This is a genomic window from Aquamicrobium segne (assembly GCF_042656785.1).
GTDB classification, from domain to species: domain Bacteria; phylum Pseudomonadota; class Alphaproteobacteria; order Rhizobiales; family Rhizobiaceae; genus Mesorhizobium; species Mesorhizobium segne.
On sequence record NZ_JBHSLL010000011.1, the window covers coordinates 20,335 to 35,493 of the forward strand.

Below are 15,159 nucleotides of genomic sequence, written 5' to 3' on the forward strand. Positions count from 1 at the left end.
ATATATGGCCTGGCGGCCAGCAGAAAAGGAATAAAACCATGGTTTATGATGTCGTCGTTATCGGCTCGGGCCCCGGCGGCTATGTGTGCGCCATCAAGGCGGCCCAGCTTGGTCTCAAGGTTGCCGTGGTCGAAAGGCGTCAAACATTTGGCGGCACCTGCCTCAATATCGGCTGTATCCCTTCCAAGGCCCTGCTGCACGCTTCTGAAATGTTTGCCGAGGCTGGCCAGTCTTTCGAAGCACTTGGCATTGAAATTCCCGCACCAAAACTCAATCTTGAAAAGATGATGGGCCATAAGGACGCCACTGTTGCGGCCAATGTCACCGGCATTTCCTTTCTGTTCAAGAAAAACAAGATCACAGCCTTTCACGGCACCGGCAAGGTCGTGGCTGCTGGCAAGGTTGCCGTCACCAGCGAAGACGGCAAGGTTGAGGAGATCGAGACCAAAAATATCGTCATCGCCACCGGCTCCGATATTGCCGGAATCCCCGGTGTTGAAGTCGATATTGACGAGACCACCATCGTTTCTTCCACCGGCGCCTTGTCACTACCAAAAGTGCCGGAAAGCCTCATCGTGGTTGGCGGCGGCGTTATCGGGCTGGAGATGGGATCGGTCTGGGCGCGGCTTGGCGCAAAAGTCACCGTGGTTGAATATCTCGACAGCATTTTGGGCGGCATGGACAGCGAAGTAACCCGCCAGTTCCAGCGCATGCTGGCCAAGCAGGGCTTTGCTTTCAAGCTCGGCTCCAAGGTCACCGGCGTCACAAAGGGCGACAAGAGCGCCTCCGTGACCTTTGAGCCGGTCAAGGGCGGTGAGGCCGAGACCATCACGGCCGACATTGTGCTGGTTGCCACCGGCCGCAAACCTTATACGCAAGGGCTTGGCCTTCAGGAGGCGGGTATTGATATGGACGAGCGCGGCCGCATCAGGACTGATGGAAATCTGCGCACCAATGTGCCCGGCATTTACGCCATCGGCGATGTTGTTGCAGGCCCGATGCTTGCCCACAAGGCAGAAGATGAAGGCGTGGCTGTCGCCGAAACCATCGCCGGTCAGGCCGGACACGTGAATTATGATGTCATCCCAAGTGTCGTCTATACCAGCCCGGAAGTGGCTTGCGTCGGCAAAACCGAGGACGAACTGAAGAAAGCAGGCGTCGCCTACAGGGCCGGGAAATTCCCATTCACCGCCAATGGCCGGGCGCGCGCCATGCAGCATATGGAAGGTTTTGTCAAAGTGCTGGCCGACAAGGAAAGTGACCGCGTTCTGGGCGTTCATATTGTCGGCTTCAGCGCTGGCGAGATGATCCATGAAGCAGCCGTGCTGATGGAGTTTGGCGGCTCATCGGAAGATCTGGCCCGCACCTGCCACGCACATCCGACCATGTCGGAGGCGATAAAGGAAGCGGCACTTGCCACTTTCGCCAAGCCGATTCATATGTAACCAGTTGCGTTCTTTACAAACATTCATGAAAAACGGCCCGCCAATTGGCGGGCCGTTTGCTTTTTTAGATCATTTTGCAAGTACAGATGATTACATCTGGCGTCGCATAAATGCGGCTGAAAATCAGTTTACCGGCTCCGGCTGCTCGGGCACAGGCTCTTCTGGTGCCGGTGTTTCCATTTCCGGAGTTTCAAGAGCTGGAGCTTCCGATTCCGGTGTTTCGGGAGCCGGCATCATTTCAGGGGCCGGTGTTTCAGGAACTGGTTCCATTGGCGCCGGTTCCATCGGTGCTGGCGCAGGCTCTTCTGGTGCCGGAGCCGGTTCAACAGGCGCGGGTGCGGGCGCAGGCTCAGCGGGAGCCGGGTCAACAGGGGCCTGGTCAACGGGGGCGGAGTCAGGCGTTTCCTGCGTAACAGCAGGCGGCGCGTCCATCTCCTGTCCAGAATCGGCCAGGATATAATAGGCTGCCAGCGCCAGTATGATGGCGATCAGCACCACAAGCCAGATGCTGCCACTTCCACCCGGGCCACCTCCACCCGGCGGTGGCGGGGTTGAGCTTAAGGGATCGGAGCGCCTGGGGTCGTTGTGATCTGGCGATTGCGGGCCGGGCGTTTGAGGATTAACCATTTTTGTTTGTCCTCCTGAAAAAGGAACTTGCGATCCAGACTAACGCAAAAGACGCCGTCAGGTTGCATGACCCTGCCCGAAAGACTGCAAATAGCTGCTTCAACAAGCCATGATGGCAGTAAAGCCAGCTTGATGAAAGCCTTCGACACACCCTTCAGAACCGGACAAAAAGACATGGCCCGCATTCAGATAGGGGCCAACATCCGTTTAGAGACTGGCATTTTACCCATAATGTGATTGCCGCTGTTACATGCGCGGATGGGCCTGTTCATAAATTTCCATGAGCCGTGCCGTATCGACCCCGGTATAGATTTGCGTGGTTGACAGGCTGGCATGGCCCAGCAATTCCTGAATGATGCGCAAATCACCGCCGCGCCCCAGCAAATGCGTGGCAAAGGAATGGCGCAGCGCATGCGGCGTTGCCGTATCCGGCAGATCAAGCGCTGAGCGCAATTTTGCCATTTCACGCTGGATAATGGCCGGATTGAGCGGCCCGCCGCGGGCGCCACGAAACAGCGGTGTTTCTGCCTCCAGATGGTAAGGGCACAAGCGGCGATATTCGATCACCATTTGCGCCACGACAGGCAATAAGGGCGTCAGCCGCGTCTTGCCGCCCTTGCCAATAATGCGCAAGGCAGTTTCATTGCCTGTGACAATATCCTGCCCGGCAAGGTCAAGAGCTTCAGAAATACGCAAGCCGCAGCCATAAAGCAGGCTCAAAACCGCAGCATTGCGCGCTGCAATCCACGGGATCTCCGTCAATTGTTCACCTGCTGCAGCCACACGCCTTGCATCCTGAACCGTTAAGGGTCGTGGCAAGGATTTTGGCTGGCGCGGCGTGCGCAAGGCTGCTGCGCCCGCCGCATTAACCAGCCCGCGCTTTTCCAGAAAGCGCAGCAATGAACGAATACCGGCAAGGCCGCGCCCCAATGTGCGCGGGCCTGCCCCCGCACTCCGGCGCGAAGCCAGAAAGCCGCGCAGATCAACCGGTTTTAACTCCGCTATGTCGGAAATTGCGGGCGGCTCCCCCAAATGGCCGGTCAGAAATTGCAGAAACTGGCGCGTGTCACGCTCATAAGCGTCCACCGTCAGTGCAGCCAGCCGCCGTTCCCCCGCCAGCGAGGCCAGCCATTCAGTCCGCGCTGCCTGAAGGTCCGGTTTGGCCGAAATCAGAAATTGTTCCTGTGTCTTCATGCGACCATCATCCCCCCATTGGGTTAGGAAGCAGTGAAGCTTGCTTGAAAAACCGTATTTGCCCATCTAGAGCATGATCTTAAAAAAATTGCGGCACGCTTTAGGACAAAAAACCGCGAGGAACTTAAAAGAACCATGGCCAAACTTGAAAATCCCGTCCAGATGGCCGTGATTGGCGCACCCCATGGCATCAAGGGTGAATTGCGCGTCAAAACCTTTACCTCCGACCCCAAGGCACTAGGCGATTATGGCCCGCTTTATACCAGCGATGGCCGCGCCTTCGAGGTGGACAGCATCCGCCCTGCCGGCAACATGGTTGTGGTGCGCTTTGTACAGGTCAAGGACCGCAATGCCGCCGAAGCACTGACGGGGACAGAATTGTTTGTCGATCGCTCAGCCCTGCCGGAACCGGAAGAAGAAGACGAGTTTTATCATGCCGACCTGATCGGCCTTGATGTGCGCGACGAGACAGGCGCCACGCTTGGCAAGGTTTTGGCTGTGCAGAATTTCGGCGGTGGCGATATTCTTGATTTGAAAATTGCAGGCCGCAAAGCTGTGCTCATTCCCTTCACGCTGGCCGCCGTTCCTGAAATTTCCATCGCAAACGGCTTTATCCGTATTGATGCGCTGGCGGCAGGGCTCACTGATGATGACGAGGAGGAAGAGGCTAAAGACATGGGAGACAAGCCGTGAGCTTTTCTGCATCCATCCTGACGCTTTATCCTGAAATGTTTCCCGGCGCACTTGGCCTGTCACTGGCCGGGCGCGCACTTGAAACCGGGGCGTGGTCACTGGAAACGGTGCAAATCCGCGACTTTGCCACAGATCGCCACCGCACGGTCGATGATACACCGTCAGGCGGCGGTGCGGGCATGGTGATGCGCGCCGATGTGCTGGCGCGCGCCATCGATCAGGCAACCCCCCCATCCGACCCGCGCCCGCGCCTGTTGATGAGCCCGCGCGGCCGCCCGCTGACACAAAAGCGTGTGCGTGAACTGGCCAAGGGGCCGGGCGTCGTCATTTTATGTGGCCGCTTTGAAGGCGTCGATCAGCGGCTGATTGAGGCACGGCAATTGGAGGAAGTGTCAATCGGCGACTATATCCTCTCCGGCGGAGAACCGGCAGCTTTGGTGCTGCTCGACGCCGTCATACGCCTGCTGCCCGGCGTCATGGGCAATGAATTGTCAGGGGTAGAGGAAAGTTTTGAAGGCGGCTTGCTGGAACATCCCCATTATACGCGGCCCCAGGAATTTGAAGGCCGCGCCATTCCCGACGTGCTCACATCCGGCAACCATGCCAGAATTGCCGCATGGCGGCGAAAAATGGCCGAAAATCTGACCCGCGAAAGACGGCCAGACCTGCTCAAATAATTATCCGATCGTGCGCTCCAGCACATTTACCCAGTTTTTCCAGGCAATTTTTTCAATCAACTCACGCCCATAGCCTTTGTCGGCAAGAGCAGAAATCAGCGATGGCAGGCCCGCAACATCACCGATAGCGGCAGGAATCGTGGCGCCATCAAAATCTGAACCAAAGCCGACATGATCCTCACCCAGCGCCTCAATCAGCGCATCGATATGGCGAACCATCACCTCAAGCCCGGTATCCGGGTCCATCCGGCCATCTTCACGCAGGAATCCGGTGGCGAAATTTACCCCCACCATGCCGCCGGTTTCACAGATAGCCCCAAGCTGCCACGCTGTCAGGTTGCGGGCATGCGGGCACAGGGCATGAACATTGGAATGGGTGGCAACCAGCGGTGCGGTGCTTAGTGAAGCAACATCGCGAAAGCCCTGCTCGTTCAGATGCGACAGGTCGATCTGGATGCGCAACTCATTGCAGGCTTTCACCAGCGCTTTACCGGCATCCGTAAGACCGGGTCCAATATCGGGCGTTGAATTCATACGGAACGGAACGCCATGGCCAAATATATTAGGCCGGCTCCACACAATGCCAAGCGAACGCAAGCCTGCGGCATGAAACAGGTCGAGTTCGGCAAGGTCTGCGCCAATGGCTTCAGCCCCTTCAATGTGAAAGACGACGGCCAGCCTGTCTTGCGCGATCGCTTGACGAATGTCTGAAGCCTTGGTGCACAGATGAAACGCTTCTGCCCGCGCCAGCCGCAGCAGAATGGAAATCATGGCCATGGTGGAAGAAAGCGCATCACCATAGTCAAGCTCGGCAGCCAGCGGCTCGTCCAATGCAGGCATGGTCACCCGTGTGCGCATGGCTCCTACCGGCGGCGGAAAAACGGCAAACATGCCCCCTGCAAAACCACCCTTTTTGGCGCGCGGCAGGTCAATATGCCAGTCGGATGGACTGCCTTCGACAAACAGCTTGACCTTATCTGGCTCACGCGCCTGATAAAGTTTCATCAGCGTATCATTATGACCATCAAAAACCGGCACCGTTTCTGTCACGTTATTATGTCCTTAAGCCTGTGCAAAATGGATGTTTTGAGCCTGTATGAAGCAAATTAAAGATGCAGACGAAATCTTTAGAGCATTTTTTTGAATACAGATGGCACCATCTGACGCATGCACAATGCGCCTAAAACAAGAGCTTAGAGCATTTCATCCGTTTTTCGTGAAAATAAAAAATGCTTTAGGACAACTTGTCGAGCTGGCGCTGCATGGCTGCAATCTGGTCCTTCAACTCCTGAAGATCGCTGCTGCGTTCACTGTCTTTTGCGCCCGAAGGCGTCTGCTCCGGCTGCGGCCCGGAGGCTGCGGCAATCGGTGGCGTGAACATGCGCATGGCATTTTGAAACAGTTCCATATTGGCCCGCGTCTGCTCTTCCAGCGCCTTCATGGGCAATGGCATCTTCATCATGTCCATGGGCGTTTTGGAAAAAGCATCCTTCATCTGCGCCCGAAACCGCTCCTGCTCCTGCGCAAACGCATTCATGGACTGCTCCAGAAAAGACGGAACGATCATCTGCATCTGGTCGCCATAAAATGCAATCAACTGACGCAAAAACGGGACTGGCAACATGTTTTGCCCATCCTTGTTTTCCAGCTCAAAAATGATCTGGGTCAGCACAGAATGGGTAATGTCTGCGCCGCTCTTGGCATCCTGCACCGAAAATTCCTCGCCACGCCTGACCATGGCGGCCAGATCCTCCAGCGTCACATAGGAACTGGTTCCGGTATTGTAGAGTCGTCTGTTGGCATATTTCTTGATGACCACCGGCTGATCTTTCGCAACCATCAACACACTCTCCCCAATCTGATCCCCAATCCGACCTTGGAATTTACGTAAGCTCTTGCTTACATTATTTTTGTCTACTGAGTGGCACGATAAGCCCAAATGCCTCCCGGTTCCATGAAATTTTGTGCGGTGCGAAAACAACAGCGGCCATGAAATGCTGCGCAGCATTTTTCTGCAGCTTTCTTTTTCCCGGCATTCCCCCGCACTGGTCCGGCTGGCCGCCACAATTTCCGATTTGACAGCTATCGTGAAAAGAGCAACAAAAATCATATAATCTTCGTGTAGAGTGCTTTTCACAAAGGCCGGAGAATTTCATGACTGCTTCCCCATCCATCGTTATCGCCAGCGCCGCACGCACTCCCGTTGGTTCGTTCAACGGTTCTTTTGCCAATATGCCGGCCCATGAGTTGGGCGCCACAGTCATTCGCGAGGTTCTGACACGCGCCGGTGTTGACGCAACAGAAGTCGATGAGGTGATTTTGGGGCAGGTGCTGACCGCCGCTCAAGGGCAAAACCCGGCACGTCAGGCTTCCATGCTGGCTGGCATTCCCAAAGAGGCATCGGCATGGGGCCTTAATCAGGTCTGTGGCTCGGGCCTGCGCGCAATCGCCCTTGGCATGCAGCAGATCGCGCTTGGCGATGCGCGCATCGTGGTGGCCGGTGGGCAGGAATCCATGTCGCTCTCGCCCCATGCCCAGCATTTGCGCAGCGGCGTGAAAATGGGTGATTACAAGATGATCGACACCATGATCAAGGATGGCCTGTGGGATGCTTTTAACGGCTATCATATGGGCATCACGGCTGAAAATGTGGCGCGTGAATTTCAGATTTCCCGCGACGAGCAGGACCAGTTTGCCCTTGCCTCCCAAAACAAGGCGGAAGCAGCCCAAAAGGCAGGCCGTTTCCAGGATGAAATCGCCCCGGTTACCGTCAAGAGCCGCAAGGGGGACACCATCGTCACTGATGATGAATATATCCGCCATGGCGCCACCATCGAGGCCATGCAGAAGCTGAGGCCCGCCTTTGAAAAGGAAGGCACGGTAACAGCCGCCAACGCCTCCGGCATCAATGATGGTGCTGCCGGTGTGCTTTTGATGAGTGAGGAGCAAGCGCAGCGACGCGGCATCACGCCACTGGCGCGCATTGCCTCCTGGGCAACGGCTGGCGTTGACCCGGCCCTGATGGGAACCGGCCCGATCCCTGCTTCAAAGAAAGCACTGGAAAAAGCCGGATGGACGGTAAACGAACTCGACCTGATCGAGGCCAATGAGGCTTTTGCAGCGCAAGCCTGTGCGGTCAACAAGGGCCTTGGCTGGAATCTGGACAATGTCAATGTCAATGGCGGCGCGATCGCCATCGGTCACCCGATCGGTGCTTCGGGTGCACGCATTCTCAATACGCTGGTCTATGAAATGAAGCGCCGGGGCGCAAAAAAAGGACTGGCCACGCTGTGCATCGGCGGCGGCATGGGCGTTGCCATGTGCCTTGAGGGATTGAACTGATCCTTGAAGGCAGAAGCAATAATGGGGGTAAGGGCAGGTCATGACAAGACGATAGGGGAAAAACCAGTCGGCCTTTGACCCCTCTCGCGATTGCGGACTGCTCTGACAATGGAGGGCCATGAACATGAGCAAAGTCGCAATCGTCACCGGCGGAACCCGTGGCATCGGCGCAGCTACTGCCGTCGCATTAAAGGAGGCGGGCTACAAAGTGGCAGCCAATTATGCAGGCAATGACGAGGCTGCCCGCAACTTCCACAAGCAGACCGGCATCGCCACCTATAAATGGTCGGTCGCTGATTATGATGCCTGTGCAGCGGGCATTGCCCAGGTTGAAACAGACCTTGGCCCCATCTCGGTTCTGGTCAACAATGCCGGTATCACCCGCGACGCCATGTTTCATAAAATGACACGCGCACAATGGGACGAGGTGATTGGCACCAATCTCAGCGGCGTCTTCAACATGACCCACCCGCTATGGGCTAGAATGCGCGCACGCAAATTCGGACGCATCATCACCATTTCTTCCGTCAACGGGCAAAAGGGCCAAATGGGGCAGGCCAATTATTCGGCGGCCAAGGCCGGTGATATCGGTTTCACCAAGGCGCTGGCGCTGGAAGGCGCGCGCGCCGGCATTACCGTCAATGTCATCTGTCCCGGCTATATCGCCACCGATATGGTGATGACCGTACCCGAAAAGGCACGTGAGGCCATTATTGCCCAAATTCCGGTCGGGCGGCTGGGCGAAGCAGAAGAAATTGCGCGCTGCGTGGTTTTTCTGGCCTCTGAAAATTCCGGTTTCATCACCGGGGCAACCCTGAGCGCCAATGGCGGCCAATATCTAGTCTGATCCTATCATAGCCTTTTACACAGCGCCTGTGCAGTACCTGTGGATTTCTTGTGAATAGGCTGTGTGTTTAAGGTGAGCAACGCAGTCGAGACAAATCAAGATCAGGCAATTCGTATCTGATTTGTTCAAATTTTGTTCCGATTCAAGCCTGTCTCTCGAACTGGGAACCAGTTTCGAGATAAAGACATGCGTAAAAACAAAATCTTAAAGCGGGTCGTGTAAATCTGAAAGATTACGACACGCTTTAACCATTACAAACGATCACAAGACCATACAGATTCCTGTTCAGGATCAGGAGCCGCTTGCAGGATCACAGCACAAAGGGTTGAATTCCTGCTTTCACCCGGCTCTATAAATGCCTATGTGTCATCGGGTTGGAGACCCGCAGCCCAAAACGCCACTCCCGGCCATTTTTGGGCTGCCGAGACTTTTGCAGGCGCATGACCATTCATCCCAAAACACAAGACCCCCTCATTCTTTCAGGACGCGATGTTACTGCGGTGCTGGGGCCGACCAATACCGGCAAGACGCATCTGGCCATTGAGCGCATGGTGGCGCATGAAAGCGGCATTATCGGCCTGCCGCTGCGGCTACTGGCCCGCGAGGTCTATGCCCGGCTGTGTGAAAAGGTCGGCGCGGCCAAAGTGGCGCTCATCACCGGCGAAGAAAAAATCCAGCCTGCCGGGGCGCGTTATTCTGTCTGCACGGTGGAGGCCATGCCGCGTGAGACGGATGCAGCCTTTGTCGCCATCGACGAAGTGCAACTGGCCGGTGATCTGGAACGCGGTCACATCTTTACCGACCGTATCCTGCATCTGCGCGGACGCCAGGAAACCCTGTTACTGGGTGCGGCCACCATGCAGGGCATTTTGCAAAAACTGCTGAAAGGCGTTTCGGTCATCACCCGCCCGCGCCTGTCGCATCTGGCCTATGCGGGTTCAAAAAAGCTCACCCGCCTGCCGCGCCGCACAGCCATTGTCGCCTTTTCGGCCGATGAGGTCTATGCCATTGCCGAATTGATCCGCCGCCAGCAAGGCGGTGCTGCCGTGGTGCTGGGCGCGCTTTCGCCCCGCACCCGCAACGCACAGGTGGCGCTGTATCAGAATGGTGATGTTGATTATCTGGTGGCAACCGATGCTATCGGCATGGGCCTTAATCTTGATGTCGATCATGTGGCTTTTGCACAGGATCGCAAATTCGACGGCTATCAGTTTCGTCAATTGACCGCCGCCGAGCTTGGCCAGATTGCCGGACGCGCCGGGCGCCATATGCGTGACGGCACATTTGGCGTGACCGGCCGGGTTGCCCCCTTTGACAATGATCTGGTCAAAAAGATCGAAGAGCACAATTTCGAGCCGGTCAAGGTTCTGCAATGGCGCACAGCCCGGTTTGATTTCAGCAGCCTTGATGCACTGCGCCGATCCATCGAGACACCGGCCCCCGTGGAAGGGCTTTCGCGAGCCTTGCCCGCCGTTGATGCACAGGCGCTGGAATTTCTCGCCCGCGACGACGACATCCGCAAGCTGACCAACAATTCCCGCCGCGTTGCCCTGTTGTGGGATGTGTGCGCCCTGCCCGACTATCGCCGTATCTCGCCTGCCCAGCATGGCGATCTGGTTGCCGCCATCTATACAGACCTTGCCCGCCACGGTCATGTCGATGAAGATTACATGGCCGAACAGGTGCGCCGCGCCGACACCACCGAAGGCGATATTGACACGCTGTCTGCCCGCATCGCCCAGATCCGCACCTGGACTTTTGTGTCAAATCGGCCCGGATGGCTGGCAGATCAGGCACATTGGCAAGAAAAGACACGCGAAATCGAAGATAGATTGTCAGATGCGTTACATGACAGGTTGACGAAACGCTTTGTAGACCGCAGGACTTCCGTGCTTATGCGCCGTCTTAGAGAAAATACCATGTCCGAAGCCGAAATCAGCCCTGCCGGTAGTGTCCTTGTCGAGGACCATCATGTGGGAGAATTACAAGGGTTCCGCTTTACGGCGGACCAGAACGCCGGTGGCGAAGCTGCCAAGGCGGTGCGTGCCGCCGCCCAAAAGGCGCTGGCCACCGAGTTTGAGGCGCGTGCCGAACGGTTCGCCGCCTCCGGCAATAATGATATTGCACTTGGCTCAGATGGCATCTTGCGCTGGATCGGCGCGCCCATCGGCACACTGGTGGCAGGCGAAGACATATTGCGTCCGCGCCTTGTTCTGCTGGCCGATGAGCAACTGACCGGCCCGGCCCGCGACAAGGTGGCTGGCCGCGCCGAGCGCTTTGTCACCTTCCAGATTGAAACCCTGATCAAGCCGCTGATCGACCTGAAGGCTGCCGAGCAACTGACCGGCATTGCCCGCGGCATCGCCTTCCAGTTGACAGAAAACTTCGGGCTGCTCAACCGCCGCGACATTGCAACCGAAATGCGCTCGCTCGATCAGGAGGGCCGCGCTGCCCTTCGCCGTCTGGGTGTGCGTTTCGGCGCCTATCATGTGTTTATACCGGTGCTGTTAAAGCCCGGCCCTGCCGGTCTGATCACCCTTTTGTGGGCCTTGCACAATGACGGCAAGGACAAGCCCGGCTTTGGCGATGTGGTCAATGCACTGGCTACTGGCCGCACTTCACTAGTCGTGGAGCCAGGTTTTGATCGCAATTTCTACCGTCTGGCCGGTTATCGCAGCCTTGGTCGACGGGCGGTGCGTATTGATATTCTGGAGCGTCTGGCTGATCTGATCCGCCCTGCCATCAACTGGAAACCCGGACTGGGCCCGCGCCCCGATGGCGCCTTTGACGGCGGAAATTTCATCATTACCCCGCCGATGCTGTCGATTCTTGGCGCAACGGTCGAGGATATGGAAGAAATTCTTAAAGGTCTGGGCTACCGCGCCGAGCCTAAACCTGCCGATGCGGTCAAGGCCAGAATGGAGACGCTGGACGCTGCCGCGCAGGCCGCCGCAGATGCCAAGGCAGCAGAACAGGCCCAACAGGCAGAACAAGTCGCCGCCAGCAAAGACGAAACGCCAGCACCTTCTCAGGAAGCTGCCACACCCGTTGAAGAGACCCCAGCCGAACCGGTTGCGGCAGAGGCTGGCGATGCACCGATTGCTGCGCCTGAAACATCAGACCCCGAAACATCAGACATGGTGGCGGAACCTGTTTCTGAACCCGTCTCTGAGCCGGTTCCTGAACCCACTGCCGAAGCGGCTGTTGAGCCTGTCGCTGAAGATGCTTCGGCTCAACCCGCACAACAAGAGGCCAAACCTGCCGAGGAGCCAAAGCCGGTTCTGATCTGGCGCCAGGCCCGCTTCGATCGCCAGCATCAACGGCCCGGCAGTCGTCCTGCCCGAAATCAACAGGCCCGGCGTGGCCAGCAGGCACAGGCCGGTGAAAAGATAGAAGGCGCAGACACCCGCAAGGAAGGTGGTCGTCGCTTCGAGCGCAATCGCAAATCAGGCAAGCCCGGAGATCAGGACAACCGGTTCGAGCGCAAGGGCAACAAGCCGAATGCGAAAAGTGGCAATAATCCGAAATTTACACCACGCAAGCACGAGGAACGCCCGGCTCGTATCGACCCGGATTCTCCCTTTGCCAAGCTCGCCGCCCTGCGCGACCAGCTCAAGAAGTAATTTGGGCAGCCAATGCTAGCAGCCGGGCGTCAGCGCATCGATAAATGGCTGTTTTTTGCCCGTGCCGTCAAATCACGCTCGCTGGCTGCCAGGCTGGTGACTGGCGGGCGGGTGCGCATCAATCGCGACAAGATAACGCAGGCTTCCGATCAGGTGAAGCCGGGTGATGTGCTCACCATCACGCTTGAGCGCCGCATCCTTGTCTGGAAAGTGCTGGCGCCTGGAACACGACGTGGCCCCGCAGTTGAGGCTCAAACACTTTATGAAGACCTGTCGCCTGCTCCGTCAAAAGAAGAGACGCCGGATATTGCAGCACCCTTGCGCGACAGTGGCAGTGGCCGACCGACCAAGAAAGAGCGCCGCCTGACAGACCGCCTGCTGGGCCGGGACTAAAACCGGGCTACCTTCAGCGCATGACCAGAGCAGTTGATGAGGGACGTTGTGGCGCATGTCGCTTGCCTTGAAAGCATGAGATAAAGGCGTTACCTCAGCCTCAATAATGCGTCCTGAAACCGATCTGCCGGGGATGCTGCGGAGCCTTGCATGACCTACGTCGTCACCGACAATTGCATCAAATGCAAATACACCGATTGCGTTGAAGTGTGTCCGGTTGACTGCTTCTATGAAGGCGAGAACATGCTCGTCATTCATCCCGATGAATGTATCGACTGCGGCGTGTGCGAACCCGAATGTCCGGCTGACGCCATCCGCCCCGACACCGAGCCGAACCTTGACCAATGGCTTGTGCTGAATGCTGAATATGCCGATAAATGGCCGAATCTGACGACCAAGAAAGAACCGATGCCGGACGCAGAAGAATTCGACGGGCAAACCGGCAAGCTGGAAAAATTTTTCTCGGCGGAACCCGGCAGCGGCGACTGAGCCTCTCCTTATCTGCCAGAGCATTTTGTTTGGCTGCATTTATGCGCCCGGCAAAATGCACGACGCTTTAGCGTGTGCAGCAAAATCTTGATTCTTCCCCTGTTTTGTGTTACCCCTCAGGCACCATGCCCGTGACACAACGTCGATTGATGGCGCAACGCCCTAATCACTGAAAGGTGAATTTCCCAGCCTGGGACAGAGCAATCTGGACCATGAGGTCGTTTTGCGCCTGACAGGCCATCTCTTCATCCACGCCTCATCACTCGGGAATTCACTGTTGCGCGGCACTACCGGCTGATCCGGTCCTACTGTGTACGGTCGGCGTATCGCCGACCACAACAAGGAGTTTACGGCGTAATGGCAACCAGCATCCCGCAGAAGAAATCTGCTTCCACACGTCAAGGATTCAAAAGCGGCGAATTCATTGTTTATCCCTCACATGGCGTCGGCCAGATCGTAACCATCGAAGAGCAGGAAGTTGCCGGACACAAGCTGGAACTGTTTGTCATCGATTTCCAGAAAGACAAGATGCGGCTGAAAGTTCCGGTGGCCAAGGCAACATCCATCGGAATGCGCAAGCTGGCTGAAACAGACTATGTCGAGCGCGCATTGAAAGTGGTTCAGGGCCGCGCCCGCGTCAAGCGCACCATGTGGTCACGCCGCGCTCAGGAATATGACGCCAAGATCAATTCCGGTGATCTGATCCTGATTGCCGAAGTTGTGCGCGACCTTTACCGCGCCGACAGCCAGCCCGAGCAGTCTTATTCCGAACGTCAGCTTTATGAAGCAGCTCTCGACCGCATGGCGCGTGAAGTTGCCGCCGTCAACCGCGTGTCGGAAACCGAGGCAGTCCACCTGATCGAGATCAATCTCAACAAGGGCCCCAAGCGCGGCGCCAAGGCCGACAATGAGGAAGCCGAGCAGGAAGAAGAAGCCGCCTGATCTGATTCAGCAAACACATTTAAAAAAACCGCGGATCTTGTGACTCGCGGTTTTTTATTTTTACGCATAATCTTGTCCAAAAAAAATCTGCAACTTTTCGGGATCAAGCTCTTATAAGCACATTGCGATCTTTCAGATTTGCTTCCCGCATTGTGGCGTAGCCAAAAATACTTTCCAGAAACTCGCCCAGCCAGCGCCGCAACTGCATGTCCCAGATCAGGCGGCCATCAAGATGGTCGCGACCGGGCTGTGCACCGGGAAGCGTGAAACGCTGCGCGCCATGAACCACCCAGCGCTGCATCATCACTTGTGTCAATTCAGCATGAAACTGAATCCCATAGGCATTTTCACCATAGCGAAAAGCCTGATTGGGATAGTTTTCTGAAGTGGCAAGCAAGGTGGCATCTGCAGGCAGGCTAAAACCCTCAAGATGGAACTGATAGACCATTTCAGGCCAGTCCAGCAGGTCTTGTCCCGGCTTTGTGGCTTTGAGCGGATACCAGCCGATCTCCACCAGACCATTTTCATGGGCCTCCACCTTGCCCCCCAGATGATTGACAAGCATCTGCGCCCCCAGGCAAATGCCCAGAAACGGCTTGTTTTCCTCCAGCGGCACACGCATCCACTCGGTTTCGCGCTTCACGAACTCATCAGGATCATTGGCGCTCATCGGTCCGCCAAACACGACAGCGCCGGCATGGGCGGCAAGCGTTTCAGGCAGTTGGTCGCCGAGCGGCGGGCGGCATATGTCAAGATCAAAGCCGCGCTCGACAAGCATTTGCCCAACCCGGCCGGGGCTTGATGTTTCCTGATGCAAAACAATCAGTATTTGAGGGCGGGGCCTGGCTAGCATTTAAACAGAATCATCTTGGAATTTAACGGATTAT

15 protein-coding genes are annotated in these 15,159 nt (G+C 56.6%); 10 read left to right on the forward strand and 5 right to left on the reverse strand.

Annotated features, from left to right (window positions below; all coding sequences use genetic code 11):
- Positions 1–38: 38 nt before the first annotated feature.
- A complete protein-coding gene (lpdA, locus tag ACFPLB_RS02710) occupies positions 39–1,445 on the forward strand; it encodes a dihydrolipoyl dehydrogenase (RefSeq protein ID WP_378227740.1) in 1,407 nt (468 codons plus the stop codon).
- A 123-nt stretch (positions 1,446–1,568) separates the two neighbouring features.
- Here lpdA and ACFPLB_RS02715 read toward each other — a convergent pair whose 3' ends face one another.
- Positions 1,569–2,072 carry a hypothetical protein gene (locus tag ACFPLB_RS02715; protein WP_378227741.1) on the reverse strand — a complete coding sequence of 168 codons (504 nt, stop codon included), beginning with the start codon at positions 2,070–2,072 and terminating at the stop codon, positions 1,569–1,571.
- Positions 2,073–2,138: 66 nt separating this feature from the next.
- Here ACFPLB_RS02715 and ACFPLB_RS02720 point away from each other — a divergent pair, with 66 nt between their 5' ends.
- Positions 2,139–2,309, forward strand: a complete 171-nt coding sequence (locus ACFPLB_RS02720) for a hypothetical protein (RefSeq protein WP_378227743.1) — start codon at positions 2,139–2,141, stop codon at positions 2,307–2,309.
- 9 nt (positions 2,310–2,318) lie between these two features.
- Here the strand turns inward: ACFPLB_RS02720 and ACFPLB_RS02725 are convergent, their stop codons facing one another.
- Positions 2,319–3,266: a tyrosine recombinase XerC gene (locus ACFPLB_RS02725; protein WP_378227744.1), complete on the reverse strand. Its 948-nt coding sequence runs from the start codon at positions 3,264–3,266 to the stop codon at positions 2,319–2,321.
- A gap of 135 nt (positions 3,267–3,401) precedes the next feature.
- On the opposite strand from ACFPLB_RS02725, the gene rimM reads away from it, so the two are divergent.
- The gene (gene rimM, locus ACFPLB_RS02730; RefSeq protein WP_378227745.1) at positions 3,402–3,959 is read left to right on the forward strand and encodes a ribosome maturation factor RimM; all 558 of its coding nucleotides are present in this window, start codon (positions 3,402–3,404) and stop codon (positions 3,957–3,959) included.
- A complete protein-coding gene (gene trmD / locus ACFPLB_RS02735; protein WP_378227746.1) occupies positions 3,956–4,636 on the forward strand; it encodes a tRNA (guanosine(37)-N1)-methyltransferase TrmD in 681 nt (226 codons plus the stop codon). The genes rimM and trmD overlap by 4 nt, the downstream gene beginning before the upstream one ends.
- On the opposite strand, the gene ACFPLB_RS02740 is transcribed toward trmD, so the two are convergent.
- Together ACFPLB_RS02740 and phaR are read right to left on the reverse strand one after the other, a co-directional pair.
- Positions 4,637–5,686 (reverse strand): dipeptidase, encoded by a 1,050-nt coding sequence (locus ACFPLB_RS02740; protein WP_378227747.1) that lies wholly within the window; start codon positions 5,684–5,686, stop codon positions 4,637–4,639.
- Between the two features lie 184 nt (positions 5,687–5,870).
- Positions 5,871–6,476 carry a polyhydroxyalkanoate synthesis repressor PhaR gene (gene phaR, locus ACFPLB_RS02745; protein WP_378227749.1) on the reverse strand — a complete coding sequence of 202 codons (606 nt, stop codon included), beginning with the start codon at positions 6,474–6,476 and terminating at the stop codon, positions 5,871–5,873.
- Positions 6,477–6,790: 314 nt separating this feature from the next.
- Between phaR and ACFPLB_RS02750 the strand changes: the two genes are divergently transcribed.
- From ACFPLB_RS02750 to ACFPLB_RS02775, 6 genes are all read left to right on the forward strand, one after another.
- Positions 6,791–7,978 carry an acetyl-CoA C-acetyltransferase gene (locus ACFPLB_RS02750; RefSeq protein WP_378227750.1) on the forward strand — a complete coding sequence of 396 codons (1,188 nt, stop codon included), beginning with the start codon at positions 6,791–6,793 and terminating at the stop codon, positions 7,976–7,978.
- A 124-nt stretch (positions 7,979–8,102) separates the two neighbouring features.
- Positions 8,103–8,825, forward strand: coding sequence for an acetoacetyl-CoA reductase (phbB, locus tag ACFPLB_RS02755; protein ID WP_378227751.1), 723 nt, complete (start codon positions 8,103–8,105; stop codon positions 8,823–8,825).
- A gap of 440 nt (positions 8,826–9,265) precedes the next feature.
- Positions 9,266–12,448: a helicase-related protein gene (locus ACFPLB_RS02760; RefSeq protein ID WP_378227752.1), complete on the forward strand. Its 3,183-nt coding sequence runs from the start codon at positions 9,266–9,268 to the stop codon at positions 12,446–12,448.
- A gap of 12 nt (positions 12,449–12,460) precedes the next feature.
- Positions 12,461–12,841 carry an RNA-binding S4 domain-containing protein gene (locus ACFPLB_RS02765; RefSeq protein ID WP_378227753.1) on the forward strand — a complete coding sequence of 127 codons (381 nt, stop codon included), beginning with the start codon at positions 12,461–12,463 and terminating at the stop codon, positions 12,839–12,841.
- A gap of 150 nt (positions 12,842–12,991) precedes the next feature.
- Positions 12,992–13,330, forward strand: coding sequence for a ferredoxin FdxA (fdxA, locus tag ACFPLB_RS02770; protein WP_378227754.1), 339 nt, complete (start codon positions 12,992–12,994; stop codon positions 13,328–13,330).
- A gap of 357 nt (positions 13,331–13,687) precedes the next feature.
- Entirely contained in the window at positions 13,688–14,272 is a 585-nt protein-coding gene (locus ACFPLB_RS02775) for a CarD family transcriptional regulator (protein WP_378227755.1), read from the forward strand.
- Between the two features lie 103 nt (positions 14,273–14,375).
- Here the strand turns inward: ACFPLB_RS02775 and ACFPLB_RS02780 are convergent, their stop codons facing one another.
- The gene (locus ACFPLB_RS02780; protein WP_378227756.1) at positions 14,376–15,125 is read right to left on the reverse strand and encodes a glutamine amidotransferase; all 750 of its coding nucleotides are present in this window, start codon (positions 15,123–15,125) and stop codon (positions 14,376–14,378) included.
- Positions 15,126–15,159: the final 34 nt, after the last annotated feature.

Coding starts and splice junctions, on each gene's coding strand:
- ACFPLB_RS02720 (WP_378227743.1), top strand. CDS start 2,139: ATGACCCTGCCCGAAAGACTGCAAATAGCTGCTTCAACAAGCCATGAT.
- ACFPLB_RS02715 (WP_378227741.1), bottom strand. CDS start 2,072: ATGGTTAATCCTCAAACGCCCGGCCCGCAATCGCCAGATCACAACGAC.
- ACFPLB_RS02775 (WP_378227755.1), top strand. CDS start 13,688: ATGGCAACCAGCATCCCGCAGAAGAAATCTGCTTCCACACGTCAAGGA.
- phaR (WP_378227749.1), bottom strand. CDS start 6,476: ATGGTTGCGAAAGATCAGCCGGTGGTCATCAAGAAATATGCCAACAGA.
- ACFPLB_RS02765 (WP_378227753.1), top strand. CDS start 12,461: ATGCTAGCAGCCGGGCGTCAGCGCATCGATAAATGGCTGTTTTTTGCC.
- ACFPLB_RS02760 (WP_378227752.1), top strand. CDS start 9,266: ATGACCATTCATCCCAAAACACAAGACCCCCTCATTCTTTCAGGACGC.
- fdxA (WP_378227754.1), top strand. CDS start 12,992: ATGACCTACGTCGTCACCGACAATTGCATCAAATGCAAATACACCGAT.
- rimM (WP_378227745.1), top strand. CDS start 3,402: ATGGCCAAACTTGAAAATCCCGTCCAGATGGCCGTGATTGGCGCACCC.
- ACFPLB_RS02725 (WP_378227744.1), bottom strand. CDS start 3,266: ATGAAGACACAGGAACAATTTCTGATTTCGGCCAAACCGGACCTTCAG.
- phbB (WP_378227751.1), top strand. CDS start 8,103: ATGAGCAAAGTCGCAATCGTCACCGGCGGAACCCGTGGCATCGGCGCA.
- lpdA (WP_378227740.1), top strand. CDS start 39: ATGGTTTATGATGTCGTCGTTATCGGCTCGGGCCCCGGCGGCTATGTG.
- ACFPLB_RS02780 (WP_378227756.1), bottom strand. CDS start 15,125: ATGCTAGCCAGGCCCCGCCCTCAAATACTGATTGTTTTGCATCAGGAA.
- ACFPLB_RS02750 (WP_378227750.1), top strand. CDS start 6,791: ATGACTGCTTCCCCATCCATCGTTATCGCCAGCGCCGCACGCACTCCC.